Source organism: Deinococcus aquaedulcis, assembly GCF_019693445.1.
GTDB classification, from domain to species: Bacteria; Deinococcota; Deinococci; order Deinococcales; family Deinococcaceae; genus Deinococcus; species Deinococcus aquaedulcis.
Genome location: NZ_JAHRBL010000023.1, coordinates 23,774 through 39,038, shown reverse-complemented (window position 1 = coordinate 39,038; position 15,265 = coordinate 23,774). Strand labels below are relative to the sequence as shown.

At 62.1% G+C, this 15,265-nt stretch carries 14 protein-coding genes and 1 tRNA gene; 10 read left to right on the top strand and 5 right to left on the bottom strand.

Going from position 1 to position 15,265, the window contains the following annotated elements; all coding sequences use genetic code 11:
- Positions 1-109: 109 nt before the first annotated feature.
- Positions 110-1,267, bottom strand: a complete 1,158-nt coding sequence (locus KMW22_RS17350; protein ID WP_221091282.1) for a family 1 glycosylhydrolase — start codon at positions 1,265-1,267, stop codon at positions 110-112.
- A 73-nt stretch (positions 1,268-1,340) separates the two neighbouring features.
- Between KMW22_RS17350 and hemC the strand changes: the two genes are divergently transcribed.
- Genes hemC through KMW22_RS17315 form a run of 7 tightly spaced genes read left to right on the top strand, consistent with a single transcriptional unit; the run spans position 1,341 to position 10,525 of the window.
- Complete coding sequence (gene hemC, locus KMW22_RS17345) at positions 1,341-2,270, top strand: hydroxymethylbilane synthase (RefSeq protein WP_221091281.1); 930 nt, start codon at positions 1,341-1,343, stop codon at positions 2,268-2,270.
- Between the two features lie 7 nt (positions 2,271-2,277).
- A complete protein-coding gene (locus KMW22_RS17340; protein WP_221091280.1) occupies positions 2,278-2,460 on the top strand; it encodes a hypothetical protein in 183 nt (60 codons plus the stop codon).
- Between the two features lie 58 nt (positions 2,461-2,518).
- The gene (locus tag KMW22_RS17335) at positions 2,519-3,487 is read left to right on the top strand and encodes an asparaginase (RefSeq protein ID WP_221091279.1); all 969 of its coding nucleotides are present in this window, start codon (positions 2,519-2,521) and stop codon (positions 3,485-3,487) included.
- A gap of 19 nt (positions 3,488-3,506) precedes the next feature.
- Positions 3,507-6,473, top strand: a complete 2,967-nt coding sequence (locus KMW22_RS17330) for a type I restriction endonuclease subunit R (protein WP_221091278.1) — start codon at positions 3,507-3,509, stop codon at positions 6,471-6,473.
- Complete coding sequence (locus tag KMW22_RS17325) at positions 6,463-7,698, top strand: restriction endonuclease subunit S (protein WP_221091277.1); 1,236 nt, start codon at positions 6,463-6,465, stop codon at positions 7,696-7,698. The genes KMW22_RS17330 and KMW22_RS17325 overlap by 11 nt, the downstream gene beginning before the upstream one ends.
- Positions 7,695-8,885: an ATP-binding protein gene (locus KMW22_RS17320; RefSeq protein WP_221091276.1), complete on the top strand. Its 1,191-nt coding sequence runs from the start codon at positions 7,695-7,697 to the stop codon at positions 8,883-8,885. Before KMW22_RS17325 ends, KMW22_RS17320 begins: the two co-directional genes overlap by 4 nt.
- Before the next feature lie 29 nt (positions 8,886-8,914).
- Positions 8,915-10,525, top strand: a complete 1,611-nt coding sequence (locus KMW22_RS17315; protein WP_221091275.1) for a type I restriction-modification system subunit M — start codon at positions 8,915-8,917, stop codon at positions 10,523-10,525.
- A gap of 69 nt (positions 10,526-10,594) precedes the next feature.
- Here KMW22_RS17315 and KMW22_RS17310 read toward each other — a convergent pair whose 3' ends face one another.
- Genes KMW22_RS17310 through nth form a run of 3 tightly spaced genes read right to left on the bottom strand, consistent with a single transcriptional unit; the run spans position 10,595 to position 13,256 of the window.
- On the bottom strand, positions 10,595-11,317 hold the full coding sequence (locus tag KMW22_RS17310) for a zinc ribbon domain-containing protein (protein WP_221091274.1): 723 nt from the start codon (positions 11,315-11,317) through the stop codon (positions 10,595-10,597).
- A gap of 35 nt (positions 11,318-11,352) precedes the next feature.
- Entirely contained in the window at positions 11,353-12,582 is a 1,230-nt protein-coding gene (locus KMW22_RS17305; protein WP_221091287.1) for an MFS transporter, read from the bottom strand.
- Between the two features lie 11 nt (positions 12,583-12,593).
- A complete protein-coding gene (gene nth / locus KMW22_RS17300) occupies positions 12,594-13,256 on the bottom strand; it encodes an endonuclease III (RefSeq protein WP_221091273.1) in 663 nt (220 codons plus the stop codon).
- Between the two features lie 181 nt (positions 13,257-13,437).
- Between nth and KMW22_RS17295 the strand changes: the two genes are divergently transcribed.
- Positions 13,438-13,513, top strand: a tRNA-Trp gene (locus KMW22_RS17295).
- A 149-nt stretch (positions 13,514-13,662) separates the two neighbouring features.
- Positions 13,663-14,313, top strand: coding sequence for a hypothetical protein (locus KMW22_RS17290; RefSeq protein WP_221091272.1), 651 nt, complete (start codon positions 13,663-13,665; stop codon positions 14,311-14,313).
- 68 nt (positions 14,314-14,381) lie between these two features.
- Here KMW22_RS17290 and cutA read toward each other — a convergent pair whose 3' ends face one another.
- Positions 14,382-14,702: a divalent-cation tolerance protein CutA gene (gene cutA / locus KMW22_RS17285; RefSeq protein ID WP_221091271.1), complete on the bottom strand. Its 321-nt coding sequence runs from the start codon at positions 14,700-14,702 to the stop codon at positions 14,382-14,384.
- A gap of 98 nt (positions 14,703-14,800) precedes the next feature.
- Here cutA and KMW22_RS17280 point away from each other — a divergent pair, with 98 nt between their 5' ends.
- Positions 14,801-15,253: a LapA family protein gene (locus KMW22_RS17280; protein ID WP_221091270.1), complete on the top strand. Its 453-nt coding sequence runs from the start codon at positions 14,801-14,803 to the stop codon at positions 15,251-15,253.
- Positions 15,254-15,265 lie beyond the last annotated feature (12 nt).

Sequence of the window (15,265 nt, the reverse complement as noted above, 5' to 3'; positions counted from 1 at the left end):
ATACACGCCACCCCGAACCGCCAGTCAACGTTTGCCGAGCGCAGCGGAAAACTCCCCCCTGCCCCTCGGGGGTTGGGGGGGTGGGGGGGGGGGGCAACGCCAGAAAACGTCATCCCCCATCCCCCCGAACCACCCCCGCCACCCACCCAAAACTCCCCTTCCGAACCCTCTCTCCCGTCCCCTCATCCACCCGCACCAACCCCCACCCTTCCCCCCGGTCCAGCAGTTCCCCCACAAGAACCCCCCGCACCGCCACCCCCCGCTCCGCCGCGTCCGCCACCGCCTGAACATGCCCCTCCAGAAACCGAACCCGCCCACTGTCCGGCACCCGGCCGTCCGGTAAAGGGGCATCGGCCCACACGCCCCCCAGCGCCACCACCAGCGGCGGTCCCGTCTCGCCCAGTTGCACCTTCAGGTCAGTCAGCACCTGGGTCAGCCCCTCGGACCCTGCGGCGCCGGTGCGCTCGCGGTCAGGCACCGGGCCCACGTCCAGCCCCAGCGGCGCACCCGGGCGGGCCTGCACCCAGGCGGGCTGGTCGTAGCCCACGCCCAGCAAATCCAGCGGCGCCGCGATGGTGTTCAGGTCCCCGGGGCGCACGGCGTCCAGCAGGGCGGGGGCACGCTCACCCAGCACCTCCAGCACCGGGGCGGGATAGGCGCCGCGCCACACGGGCCCGGTGCACAGGTCGTTGCGCCACGCGGCCACCAGGGCGGCGGCCTGCTCATCGGCGTCGTGGTCGCGGGCGGGCCACGCCGGGGCGAAGTGGTGGCCCAGGCCAACCTGCCGCGCGCCGGCCTCACGCAGCGCCCGGGTGGCCAGGCCGTGCCCCAGCAGGCGGTGATGGTGCGCTGGAAAGCTGTGCAGGGTCGGCGGCGACGGGGGCGTGCCCAGCACCGGCCACAGCGTAAACACGGCCGCCGCGCGGTCCGCCAGGGCCTCGCCCACCAGATAGGCGTAGTCCTGAAAGCGGTGGGCCGTGTCGCGGGCCAGCCAGCCCCCGGCGGCGTCAACAGTGGGGGGCAGCGCGCCGTCCAGGCTCAGCCACGGCTGCACGCCCAGGGTCAGCAGGTCGTCGGTCAGGCGGTCAATGGCGGCCAGTGCGCCGGCATTCAGGCGGCCCCGGCCGGTGGGCTGCAACTGGGCCCAGGGCGCGGTCAGGCAGGCGGCCTGCACGCCCAGTTCGCGCAGCAGGTCCAGATCGGCGGCGTCCAGAGGCCCGGAGCTCAGGCCCACGCCCCACAGCCAGGAGTCGGCAAAGGTGGTCATCTGTCGCCATTGTGCCCGGTGCCTGCGGGGGCTGACCGCCTGTCCTGTCGCCAGCCCGTATACTGGTCAGGTTATGCGGATGGTGACGGTAGGCACGCGCGGCTCGACTCTGGCGCTCGCACAGACCCACTGGGTGGTGGCCCGGCTGAAAGAGGAATGGCCCGACACGGACTTCCGCATCCAGACGATCAGCACCGGCGGCGACCGCAACCGGGGCAGCCTGGAAGCCATGGCCCAGAAGGGCGACAAGGGTTTCTGGGTCAAGGAAATCGAAGACGCCCTGCTGGGCGGGCGCATTGATATTGCGGTGCATTCCCTCAAGGACCTGCCCACCGAGCAGCCGGACGGCCTGGAGGTCAGCGCCATTCCCCGCCGCGTGGACGCCCGCGACGTGCTGATCGGCAAGGAAGGCATGAAGAAACTGGCCGAGCTGCCGCAGGGCGCCCGGGTGGGCACCAGCAGCGTGCGGCGCAAGGCGTTCCTGCGCGCCTACCGCCCAGACCTGCAGATCGTGAACCTGCGCGGCAACATTGACACCCGCCTTGCGGCGCTGGCCGGCGACGAGTACGACGCGATCATCCTGGCCGCCGCCGGCCTGATCCGCACCGAGATGCGCCACCGCATTGACGAGTTCCTGGAACCCGACATTCTGCTGCCCGCCCCTGGCCAGGGCGCCCTGGCCCTGGAAACCCGCGCCGACGACGACCTGAGCATTGAGGTCGCCTACGCCATCCACGACCACACCACCGATGACCGCATCACCGCCGAGCGCGAGTTCCTGGCCGGGCTGGGCGCTGGGTGCATGGCCCCGGTGGGCGCGCACGCCACCGTGAAGGGCGGCGTGCTGACCCTGGAAGGCTGGGTGGGCGCGCTGGACGGCACCAAGGTGATTCGCGGCACCACCCAGGGCGACCCCGGCGAGTGCGCCGATCTGGGCGCCGAACTGGCCGCCGACATGCTGAACCAGGGCGCCCAGGCCCTGATTGACGCCGCCCGGGAGTAAGGCGCGCGTGCCTGCGCTGGCCCGTCAACTGCTGATTGCCCTGGCCGCCGCTCTGCTGTGGGTGGGCATTGGCCTGTGGCAGCGCACCCGGGGGGGCGCCGAACTGGGCAGCGCCCTGCTGGCCGAACTGCCGCTGGGGGCGGCCGTGTTTGTCCTGGCCCTGGTCTGGGTGCGCCTGCGCCGCCAGTAGGGTCGCCTGACCTGCCCGGCCGGACAGTCGCCCGAGTGGGCACGTTAGGATGCCCGGCATGTCCACCCCTGCCCCCCGCCTCGCGGTGATTCACACGGGCGGCACCATCGCCAGCCGCCCCAGCCCCGACGGGCGCGGCCTGACCCCGCAGCAGCCCCCCAGCCTGCCCGGCCTGGACGGGGTGCAGGTCACAGACGCCCAGCCCTTCAACCTGCCCAGCCCGCATGTGACCCCGGTGCACATGGGCCAACTGGCGGCCCTGATCCGGGAACTGGCCCCGGCGCACGACGGCGTGGTGGTGACCCACGGCACCGACACGCTGGAGGAAACGGCCTTTGCCCTGCACCTGCTGCTGGACGTGCCCATTCCGGTGGTCCTGACCGGCAGCATGCGCCACGCCGAGGAGGTGTCCTGGGACGGCCCGGCGAATCTGCTGGACGCCGCACATGTGGCCCTGCACCCCAGCAGCCGGGGCCGGGGCCCGCTGGTGGTCATTGGCGGCGATATTTTCGATGCCCGCACCGTGACCAAGATTCACACCACGGCCGTGGACGCCTTTGGCGGGTACCCCGGGCCCATTGGCCGCATTGACCGCGAGGGGGTGCGTGCCCGGGTGCACTACTTCGCCATGCCAGAGCCGCGCGCCACCTACCACCCGGCGCACCTGACGAGCCGCGTGGACATCCTGTACGCTTACGCCGGCTGGACCGGCGAGGGCTACGCCGAGGCCGCCGAACGGGCCGATGGGCTGGTGATTGCCGCGCTGGGCACCGGCAACCTGCCCGCCGAACTGCTGCCCCTGATTCAGGCCACCAAGAAACCCGTGGTCATCGCCACGCGCACGCACGCGGGGCCGGTGCTGCCGGTCTACGGCTACGCGGGCGGCGGCGCGACCCTGGTGGCGGCGGGCGCCATTCCGGCCAGCTTTCTGAACGCCCACAAGGCCCGCCTGCTGCTGCTGATCCTGCTGGGCCAGGGCCTGGACCGCGAGCAGATTGCCGCGGTCTTTGACCGGGATGAATTTTAACGAAGAGCCAGGGAGCAACATGACAGAACAAGAGATCGAGAACTCCTTTGTGGAGAAGTTAAAGGATCTGAAATACATCTACCGGCCTGATCTCCGCAGTCGCGAGAAGCTAGAGTCTAATTTTCGCGAGAAATTCAATGCACTGAATCACGTTACCCTTACCGACAGCGAATTCGTTCGACTGTTGGAGCAGATCATCACGCCTGATACCTTCGAGGCGGCCAAGCGCCTGCGCACCAGGCACACCATGCTGCGCGACGATGACACGCCGCTCGACTACACGCTGGTCAATGTCAAGGATTGGTGCAAAAACAGCTTTGAAGTGGTGAACCAACTGCGCATGAACACCCACAGCAGTCACCACCGCTACGACGTGATGCTGCTGATGAACGGCGTGCCCGTGGTGCAGATCGAGTTGAAAACGCAGGAGGTCGTGCCGCGCAAGGCCCTGGAGCAGATCGTGGCCTACAAGAACGATGCGGGCAACGGGTACGGTCATTCCCTGCTGTGCTTTTTGCAGCTGTTCGTGGTGAGCAACGGCGCCAGCACCCACTACTTTGCCAACAACAACGCCGAGCATTTCCGCCTGGGCGCTGACGAGCGGTACCTGCCCATCTATCAGTTTGCCCACAGGAACAATCAGAAAATTACCCAACTGGACGAATTCTCTGAGCAGTTTCTGGCCAAATGCTCTCTGGGCGAGATGATCAGCCGCTACATGGTGTTGCTGGAGACGGAAAGAAAACTCCTGATGATGCGGCCCTACCAGATCTACGCTGTCAAAGCGATTGTGGACTGTATCGCCCAGAACACCGGCAACGGTTATATCTGGCACACCACCGGCAGCGGCAAGACCCTGACTTCGTTCAAGGCGTCCACGCTGCTTAAGGACAACGACGACGTGGATAAGTGCATCTTCGTGGTGGACCGCAAGGACCTGGACCGCCAGACCCGCGAGGAGTTCAACCGTTTTCAGGCGGGCAGCGTGGAGGAGAACAGCAACACCGGCCGCCTGGTGCGGCGCCTGCTGTCGAGCGAAAAGGCTGACAAGGTCATCGTGACCACCATCCAAAAACTGGGGCTGGCGCTGAGCGGCGGGGGCCGGAAGGAGTACCAGGGGCAACTGGCGCCGCTGCGGGACAAGCGCATCGTGTTTATTTTCGACGAGTGCCACCGCTCACAGTTTGGGGAGAACCACCAGGCCATCAAGGAATACTTCCCGGCCTCCCAGCTGTTCGGCTTTACGGGCACGCCCATTTTCGACGAGAACGCCCGCTATACGCAGTTTGAGGGCAAACAGGGGCGGTACCAGACCACCGCCGATATCTTTCAGCAGCAGCTGCACGCCTACACCATTACCGACGCGATTGCCGACCAGAACGTGCTGCGCTTTCATGTGGACTACTACAAGCCCGAAGGCGAGCCGGCCAGTCAGGCGGGCCCGCAAGAGCCGCCCAAAGAAGCCGTGATCGAAAAGATTATCCAGAAGCATGATGCCGCCACGGCTGGGCGTAAATTCAACGCCATTCTGGCGACGGCCTCAATTGATGACGCCATTGAGTATCACGATAAGTTTGCCCAGATTCAGGCCAGGAAACAGGAGGAAAACCCGGCCTATGTGCCTCTGAATGTGGCCTGCGTCTTCTCGCCGCCGCCCTCGCTGGGTGCCGAGGCCCGGGGACTGGCGGAGGACTTGGCCCAGGAGCGCGAAGACAACAAGCAAAACCCCGAGGCCAAAAAGCAGGCGCTAGAGCGCATTCTTGAGGGTTACAACGCAAAATACGGCACCAACCACCGCCTGGCCGAGTTCGACGCCTATTACCAGGACGTGCAAAAGCGCATCAAAGACCAGCAGTACGCCAATCGCGACTACGCCCACAAGAACAAGATTGACGTGGTGATCGTGGTGGACATGCTGCTGACCGGCTTTGACTCCAAGTACCTCAACACGCTGTATCTGGACAAAAAGCTGCAACATCACGGGCTGATTCAGGCCATGTCGCGCACCAACCGAATCCTGAATGACACCAAGCCCTACGGCAACATTCTAGATTTCCGGGGCCAGCAAGAGGCCGTGGACGACGCCATCAAGCTGTTTTCTGACGCCAGCGACAAGGACGCCGCCCGCAAGATGTGGCTGGTGGAGCCCGCCCCCGTGGTCATAGGGGAGCTGCAAAAGGCCGTGAGGAAGGTGGCGCAGTTTATGGATATTCACGACCTGAGTCCCACACCGGACCAGGTCCACAACCTGAAGGGCGACGCGGCCCAGGTGCAGTTTGTGAAGCTGTTCAAGGAAGTGCAGCGCCTGAGCACCCAGCTGGAGCAGTACACCGACCTGACCGAAGACGACCGGCGCACCATTGACGCCACCCTGCCCCGGGACGAGCTGCAAGCCTTCCGGGGGGCCTACCTGGAAGTGGCCCAGAAGCTCAAAGCCAAGCAGGACAAGCCCCAGCCCGAACCCGAAGTCGCCGACCTGGACTTTGAATTCGTGTTGTTTGCCTCCGCAATTATTGATTACGACTACATCATGACGCTGCTGGCCCAGTCGACCAACGACACCCCCGAGCAGCAGCGCGTGACCCGCGAGAAGCTGCTGGAGCTGATTGGCGCGGACGCCAAGTTCCTGAACGAGCGCGAGGAGATTACCGAATACATCACGAGCCTGCCCACGGGCAGAGGCCAGAGCAGAGAAGAGATTGAAGCGGGGTACGAGCGCTTCAAGGCGGCCAAAAATGCCCGCGAGCTGGCCACGCTTGCCCAGGTCCACGGGCTGGCCCCGAACGCCTTACAGGGCTTTGTGGCCACCACGATGCAACGCCTGATTTTCGACAGTCAGGCGCTGGGCGACCTGCTGGCCCCGCTGGGCCTGGGCTGGAAGGCCCGCAAACGCAAGGAAGAAGCCCTGATGACTGACCTGGCCCCACTGCTGCGCCGCCGCGCCGAGGGCCGGGATATTGCCGGACTGGGGGCTTATGAACAGTAAAGAACTAAAGACCAGGCCCGTACCCGCGCCCCGGCTGAGGTTTCCGGGGTTTAAGGGGGAGTGGGAAGAGAAGACTGGGGGCCAGCTTTTCAACCAGATAAGCAATAAGAAACATAATTCCGATTTGCCCATCCTCGCCATTACGCAGGACAAAGGTGCTGTTCCTCGAAGTGAGATTGATTATCACGTATCTGTTACTAATGAGAGTGTTGATAGCTATAAAGTTGTTGAAGTAGATGACTTTATTATCAGTCTCAGGTCGTTTCAAGGTGGTATAGAGTATTCTAGATACAAGGGGATATGTAGCCCGGCCTATATCATTCTGCGCGCCACTAAAGAAGTAGCTACAGGTTATTTTCAGCACTATTTTAAATATGCTGGATTTGTCAAAGACTTGACAAAAAATCTTGAAGGGCTGCGCGACGGCAAAATGATTAGTTATAAGCAGTTCTCGGAAGTTCCCATTCCCCTCCCCCCAACCCTCCCCGAGCAGACCCGCATCGCCGCCGCGCTCTCCTCGCTGGATGCCGTCATTGCGGCCCACCAGAACAGGCAGGACGCCCTGCGCCAGCACAAGCGGGGGCTGATGGTGGGACTGTTTCCCGCTGAGGGCGAGCGGGTGCCCCGTCTGCGCTTTCCAGAGTTCGAGGGGGCGGGGGAGTGGGAAGTAAAAACAGTGGGGCAGGTATCCACAAGTTTCAGCGGTGGAACGCCCTCAACTTCAAATAGAGAATATTATGGTGGACGAATTCCCTTTATTCGCTCTGCCGAAATTGCCTCCGAATCTACGGAGCTTTTTCTTACTGAGAGTGGTCTGGCAAATTCTGCTGCCAAAATGGTTGATAAAGGCGACTTGCTAGTTGCACTCTATGGCGCTAACAGTGGCGAGACAGGCATCTCAAGGATTCGAGGCGCAATAAACCAAGCTATTCTGTGCATACGTCCCAAAACGGACACCAGATTTATGTATCAGTTTCTAGCGCACAGCAAAGACAGAATCATCGCGCTATATATCCAGGGTGGTCAGGGTAATCTTTCCGGAGAAATAATCAAGTCTGTAAAGATTCCTATTCCCCCTTTGCCCTCCGAACAGACCCGCATTGCCGCCGCGCTGTCTTCCCTCGATGACCTCATTACCGCGCAGGGTGAGAACATAGTGGCGCTGCAAGAGTTTAAGCGGGGGCTGATGCAAGGGCTATTTCCGGCAACTGGGAGAGAAGAATGACGAAGCTCAATCCTAATGAAGTAAATCAAGGTGATCTTGGGGAAATTGTTAGTAAAATACGTGGTAGTTTTATAAGTAAAGCAAATCTCCGATTCATTCTTTTGTATGCATACAATGGAGTTGGAAAAACCCGTCTCTCTAGGGAATTTAAGTCCAGGGGTAGTATATTAGATGATAATGGCAACGAAATTGATGATACGCTTTACTTTAATTCGTACACTGAAGACTTATTTCAATGGGATAATGAAAATTTACTATTAAGAATAAATCATAATTCGAGCTTTTTTGCTATCTTAGAGTCGCATGATGATATCGGGATAAGAATCCGGGATTTCTTTAAAAACTATGCAAAAGTGTATTTTGAGTTCAAAGCTTATGATGTTGAAAAGCCAGAAGAAAGCTGGACAGTAGAATTCTTCGATACACCTGATTCAGATGAAGGTACGCGCATCAAAATATCTCGCGGCGAAGAAAGGATTTTTATATGGTGCTTCTTTTTAGCCATTATGCAGTACGTTCTGGATGAAGATCAGGATGTAGGGAATTCTGAATATAGTGATGAAGAGTATCGAAAATACGGTTGGGTAAAATATATTTATATCGACGATCCAATATCGTCATTGGACGACAACAACGCGATTTTAGTAGCAACCGATTTAGCTGATATAATCAAAGATCACTATATAAAAATGAGAAATAAAGATGATGAGAAAAAAAATAATAGCAGAATTAAAATCGTTTTTTCTACTCATCATGGACTCTTTTATAATGTATTACTTAATGAGCTGGAAGGCTTTAAATGGAATACCACAGAAAGCTACGTTATTAAAAGGGATGATATAAGTAATATATATTCACTTATCCCGCCAAAATCGGTTCCGTTTTTCTATCACCTGTCCATAATGAATGACCTAGAAGCAGCTTACTTAAGTGGTAATATAAATTATTACCACTTCTCTATGCTGAGAGTAGTTCTCGAAAAGATTTCTGCTTTCTTTGGATATAATGCTGTCTCTGACTGCATTCCTAACGAAGAAAAAAGGAGTATTTATAATAGAGTTGTCAATTTGCGGAGCCATGGCAAACACTCTTTATATGAGATCACTAATGTGTCCGATGAAGAGAAGGATATATTTAAATCAATATTCGAAGACATTAAAAATAAGTACAACTTTTCACTGAGCTAACGAAGCTACTTCATTAAAATGGAGCCACCATGACCGACCAACAAATGAACCAATTAGGCAAGACCCTCTGGGGGATTGCCGACCAATTGCGCGGCGCGATGAACGCCGACGATTTCCGCGACTACATGCTGGCCTTCCTGTTCCTCCGTTACCTGTCCGATAACTACGAGGCAGCGGCGCAGCGTGAGCTGGGCGAGGACTGGCCGGTGGTGGCGGCGGGCGGCAATGCCCTGCAAGCCTTCTACGACGCCAACCCGGACGACATTGCCGAGTTCGAGGATCTGATGCGGCGGCGGGTGCATTACGTGATCCGGCCCGAGTCGCTGTGGAGCCACATTGCCGGGTTGGCCCGCCAGCAGAGCCCGGAGCTGCTGACCACGCTGCGCCGGGGGTTCAAGTACATCGAGGAAGAATCGTTCGGCAACAACTTTGCCGGGCTGTTCTCCGAGATCAACCTGGACTCCGAGAAGCTGGGCAAGAACCAGGCGGAACGCAACAAGAAGCTGACCACCATCGTGGGCAAGATCGCCGAGGGCCTCAGCGGGTTCTCGACCGATTCCGACGTGCTGGGCGACGCCTACGAGTACCTGATTGGGCAGTTTGCGGCGGGGTCGGGCAAGAAGGCCGGCGAGTTCTACACGCCTCAGCAGGTGTCCAGTGTGCTGTCGGGCATCGTGGCGCTCGATAGCCAGGACCCCGCGCTGGGGTACAAGAAGCGGTTGGGCAGTGTGCTGGACATGACCAGCGGCTCCGGGTCGCTGCTGCTCAACGTGCGGCGCACGGTGGAGGCGCACGGGGGCCATATCGGCAAGATTTACGGCCAGGAAAAGAACATCACGACCTACAACCTCGCCCGCATGAACATGCTGCTGCACGGCGTCAAGGACACCGAATTCGAGATTTTTCACGGCGACACTTTGAGCAACGACTGGGACATCTTTAAGGATGAGAACCCCGCCAACAAGCCGCAATTCGACGCGGTGGTCGCCAACCCGCCCTTTAGCCTTCGCTGGGAGCCCACCGAAGCGACGGCGCAGGACGCCCGCTTCAAGAGTTATGGCGTGGCGCCCAGGTCGGCGGCAGATTTCGCCTTTCTGCTGCACGGCTTTCACTACCTCGCGCCGATGGGCACGATGGCGATTATCCTGCCGCACGGCGTCCTGTTCCGGGGCGGCGCAGAAGAACGCATTCGCCGCAAACTGCTGGAAGATGGCCACATTGACACCATCATTGGGCTGCCCTCCAACCTGTTCTATTCCACGGGCATCCCGGTGGCGATTCTGGTCCTCAAAAAGTGCAAGAAGTTTGATGACGTGCTGGTCATCAATGCTAGTGAGCACTTCGGCAAGAAGAAGCGCCAGAACGAACTGCGCCCCGAAGACATCACCAAAATTCTGGACACCTACCGGGAACGCCGCGAGGAGGCGCACTACTCGCGCCGGGTGCCGCTGGACGAAATCGCGCAGAACGGCTACAACCTGAACATCACCCGGTATGTCAGCACCGATAAAGCAGAAGAAGAAATCGACCTGGGGGCGGTGCATGACAATCTGATGGCCCTGGAGGACCGCATCCGCAAGGCCACTCAGGAACACAATAAATTTCTGCAAGAACTCGGATTGGACTTATTACCCGGTTAAAACCTTTTTCCAGCGATGAATAAGACCGTGCCCCCAAAACAGCTTGGGGGCACGGTTTCTGTTCTCCTCCTACGCCAGATCCAGGCGGATCAGGAAGCGGCCACAGCTGGGGCACTTCACCGGGGGCAGTTTGCCCTGGGCGGCTTTCTGCTGCACGTTCACGGGCAGGTTCACGTTGCAGCCGCTGCAGCGCCCGGCCTTGATCTCCACCACGCCCAGGCCCTTCTTGGCCCGGCGGATCAGGTCGTATTCGCGCACCGTGCGGGCGTCCAGGGCCGCCACCAGATCGGCGCGTTCCTGGCGGTCAGCGGCGCCCTGGTCGCGCAGGTCCTGCACGCGGGCTTCGTCGCGCGTTTCCAGGTCATTCAGGGTGGGGCGCAGGGTGCGGTGCTGGGCGCGCAGGGCGGCCGAGCGTTCATTGAGTTCCTGCTGGCGCGCCTTGAGGGGCCCCAGGTCCTCTTCCATCTCGTCGGCGCGTTCGGAGAGCATCTGAATGCGGCTGCCGTACTGCGACTGCGCGCGGGCGTCAAAGGCGTTCTTTTCCTGCTCTTCGCGGGCGCGGGCAATCTGCTCGCGGGTGCCGGCCAGGTCCAGTTCCTGCTGGCGCACCTGCTTGTCCACGCCCTCCAGGGTGATTTCGGTGTCTTCCAGCTCGTTGTTCAGGCGCTCCTGCTCGGCGCGGGCGGCGCGCAGATCGTCAGGAATGTTGTGTTCCTCGTCGCGCAGGCGGTCGAGGTTCAGGTCCAGCTCCTGAACGCGGTGCAGGCGGCGAAGGGGAGACGTGTCACTCATCACCTGCAGTCTACCCCCCTTCCGGGCGTGCACGTTCAGGCAGGCGGTGAAACCGGGGCCAGGGCCCCCTTCAGGCGCGCCGGGCGGTACAGCCCCAGATAGATGGCAACCACGCTGGCAGCGTACATCAGCAGCGTCCAGGCAAAGAGCACGTGAAAGGCCGCCGAGAAAGGCAGCGCCCCGCGCACCACGCCGGACAGGACGCTGCTGGCGGCCCAGCCCAGATCCCAGGCGATCACGTTCACTGCCGAGTACATGGGGCGGTCATCCTCGGGCAGCGCGGTCATGGCGTAGGCGGAGTACACCGGGCCCGCCGCGTTCATCAGGGCGCCGCGTGTAAACAGGGCGGCCGTGACCAGCCACAGGCTGGGGGCGAAGCCCAGCAGGGCCAGGAACGGCAGGCTGCTGGCCTGCACCAGCAGCACCGCCTGCAGCTGCCCCAGGCGCCTCACCAGCAGAGGCTGCAGCAGCGCGGTGGCGGCGGTGGCCAGACTGGTCCAGGCGAACAGCGTGCCCAGCCCGGCGTAGCTGATGCCGAACTTGCCCTCAATAAACAGGTTCAGGAAGGGGATGGTGGCCCCAGCGCCCAGCCCCACCAGAATGTTGGGCAACACCAGCCGGGCCATGGTGCGCTTGTCCTGCACACGAAAACTGCGGCCTTCGCGCACCGTTTTGCCACTGGGCTTCAGGCCCAGCACCGGCACCAGCCCCAGCAGCTGCAGCCCGGCAGCCACCGCCAGCGCGGCGCGCAGGGCGCCCAGGCCGTCTGGCTCGGTGCCGGTCCAGCCCGCGTAGGCGGCCGGCACCTGCCCGCCCAGCAGATTGCCCAGAAACCCTGCCCCGGTCATCAGGGCGCTCTGCACGCTAAACAGGGTCACGCGGGTGCGTTCGTCGCTCTGGTTGGCCATGAAGGGCGAGCCCGCCACGATGCTCAGGGCGGCGCCCGCCCCCTGCACGATGGCCCCCAGGACCACCAGCGCGGGGCCGTTGGCGAGCACCAGCAGGGCGGTGCCCACAAGGCCCAGAACGGCCCCCACCTTCAGCGTGTGCGCGTTGCTGATGCGCCGGGCCAGCGCCACTGCCGGCAGGCTCAGGGCGGCCAGGGTCACGGCGGGCAGGGCGTTGAGCAGGCCCTGCCACTCGGCCCCCAGGCCCAGGGCGCGCAGGTAGAAATTCAGGAACAGCGCCGTAAAGGCCTGCGACAGGCCGAACACAAACACCGAGCTCAGGAACAGCCACACCTGCCGCGAGAAGCGCCACGACAGGCCGCGTCCCTTCACGCCACCCCCACTTTGGGACAGAAGGTGTTCATGACGCAGCCCGGACAGTCGGGCTTGCGCGCGGTGCACACCCGGCGCCCATGCAGAATCAGGGCGTGGTGCAGGAAGACCCAGCGCTCGCGTGGAAAGAGGGCCTGCAGGTCAGCCTCCACCTTGTCCGGATTGGTCTGCACGCTCAGGCCCAGGCGGCGGCTCAGGCGCCCCACGTGGGTGTCCACGGCAATAGCCGGGTAGCCGTAAGCGTTGCTGAGGACCACATTCGCCGTTTTGCGTCCGGCGCCGGGGAGTGCCACCACAGCGTCAAAGTCGTTGGGGACCTCGCCGCCGTGGCGCTCCACCAGCAGCCGGGCCAGCGCCGCCAGATTCCGCGCTTTGGCGCGGTACAGGCCAATGCGGCGAATCAGGGGCTCCAGGTCCTCGGGCTGGGCCTCGCTCATGGCGTGGGCGTCGGGGTAGGCGGCAAACAGGGCAGGGGTGGCGGCGTTTACGCTCACGTCCGTGGCCTGGGCGCTGAGCACCGTGGCCACCAGCAGTTCAAAAGGGGTCTGAAAGTCCAGTTCAGTGCGGGCGTCGGGGTACAGGGTCTCCAGCGCCTCCAGCACCTGGGCGGCCCGCGCCCCCGCGCCCCGTGGCCGCTGCGCCGCAAGTTTGGCTGTCATCACCGTTCAACCTAGAGCATCTGGGCCCGGGCTGGGCACCGCCTAGGCCGTTTGGCGCAGGGGTACTGTAGGCCAGTGATCGGGCTGAACGGACAGTGCTGCGGCTCACCCTTGCCTCTTGCACGCTTTTGGGGCCTCTGCTACTCTGCACAGGCCCGCGCCCCAGTCGGCGCGAGAAAAAGGGTCCTTAGCTCAGTTGGTAGAGCGGCGGTCTCCAAAACCGTAGGTCGTGGGTTCAAGTCCTACAGGGCCCGCCACAAGAGAAATCCCCCGTCCGCTGTGGCGGGGATTTTTGTTGCACCGCCCAAGACGTGAGCCACTTCATCGGCCGGCCTTCATCACTTCTGTAGACTTGAGGGGTCCAGGCAGTTCGCCCTTTGGCCGCAGTGTGTTTGAAGGAGTTCCTATGAAAAAGATCGTTGTTTCGGTTGCCGCCCTGAGCGCTGCGCTGGCCCTGTCTGGGTGCGGGCGGGTCGTGGGCTCGTTTATCCCGCCCCAGACGGTCAGCAACCCCGCTGGCCTGGAGGGCAAACAGCTCGTGGCGTCCTCGCCGCTGACCATCGAAGCCGTGGTGGGCACCGTGAGCTACAGCACTGCTGGTGCTCCCTTTGACGACATCACCATCCCCGAGCTGCCGCTGAACATCAAGCCCAGAGGTCTGGAGTTCAAGACCGGCTTTGCCAAGGTGGATGTCAACGGCCTGTGCGCCAAGCCCCAGCAGGTGAACCTGACGGTGCGCCGCGTGAAACTGGAGGCCAGCGACGCCACCAACAAGGCGTCGTTCGACAGCGGCGCCGACCGCGATCTGGCGGCGTTTACCCTCACCAAGAAGTCCGAAGGCGTGGGCACCGCCGCTTATGACGTCTCGGCCGGGACCCTCAGTGTGGCGGCCCCAGATGCGGGCACGGTGGTCAACTTCTTTACCGTCCTGACCTCGGGTGGCAAGAACACCGCGTCGGTGGAGGCCAAGATCCGCGCGACCCAGAACGAGCTGGCCGGCTGCACCATGGCATTCACCCTGAAAGACGTGAGCGTGGTACTCAGCCAGTTCCAGTAAGGGCCTTGAGGCTTGAGGCGCGCCGCTGGGCAGAACCCAGGCGGCGCGCCTCTACGTGGGGCACGGCTCTATCTCTGCTTCGGCTCCAGAGCGCCCAGCAGCCACGTCTGGAATTCGGGCAGGGCGCGGTCGTACTGCAGGGCGATGATTTCCGGCACCTCGTAGGGGTGCAGGGCCTTGATGCGCGCCTCCAGATCCGGGTACTGCTCGCCGGTGGTCTTGATGAGCAGGAGGCTTTCAGGGTCCTCGGCGACCTCGCCGTGCCAGCGGTAGACGCTTTGCAGGCCAGGCACGATGTTCACGCAGCCGGCCAGATGCTCATTGACGAGAATCCGGGCCAGATCCAGCGCCCGTTCCGGGGGAAGGGTGACCAGCACGACGAGTGACATACAAGCTGCAGCCTACACCGGGCGCGGCCCCGAAAAGGCGGATGCGTGAACGTTTGCGCAAGTGGCGCGCCGGAGGGAGCGGTGTACGCTGCCCCCATATGCGGACCGCTGTGCTGATCGCCCTGCTGGTGCTGCTGGGTCTGTTTGCGGTGCTGAACACCAACGCCCTGATGTACCCGCACACCCTGAGCCTGGGCTTCGTGACCTACCGGGGCGTGCCCATGGGCCTGGTGCTGCTGATCCTGGCCACCCTGCTGATGCTGCTGTTCTACTTCTGGGCGGGCCTGACGGGCCTTCGCGCCCAGGCCGACAGCGCCCGGCTGCTGCGCGATATGGAGGCCCTGCGCGTGAGCCTGGACAGCCAGGAGGGCAGCCGCTTTGCCCAGCTGCAAGAGCACCTGGACCGCCGCCTGCAGGCGCTTGAAGCCGGTTCGGGTACTGGGCAGAAGGGCGAGGTGGCGGCCCTGAGTGCGCGGGTGGACGCCCTGAGCCGCGACGTGAACCTGCAACTGGCGCAGCTGGACGACTACCTGAAAGCCAAGCTGCGCTGAAGTCGGGTCACG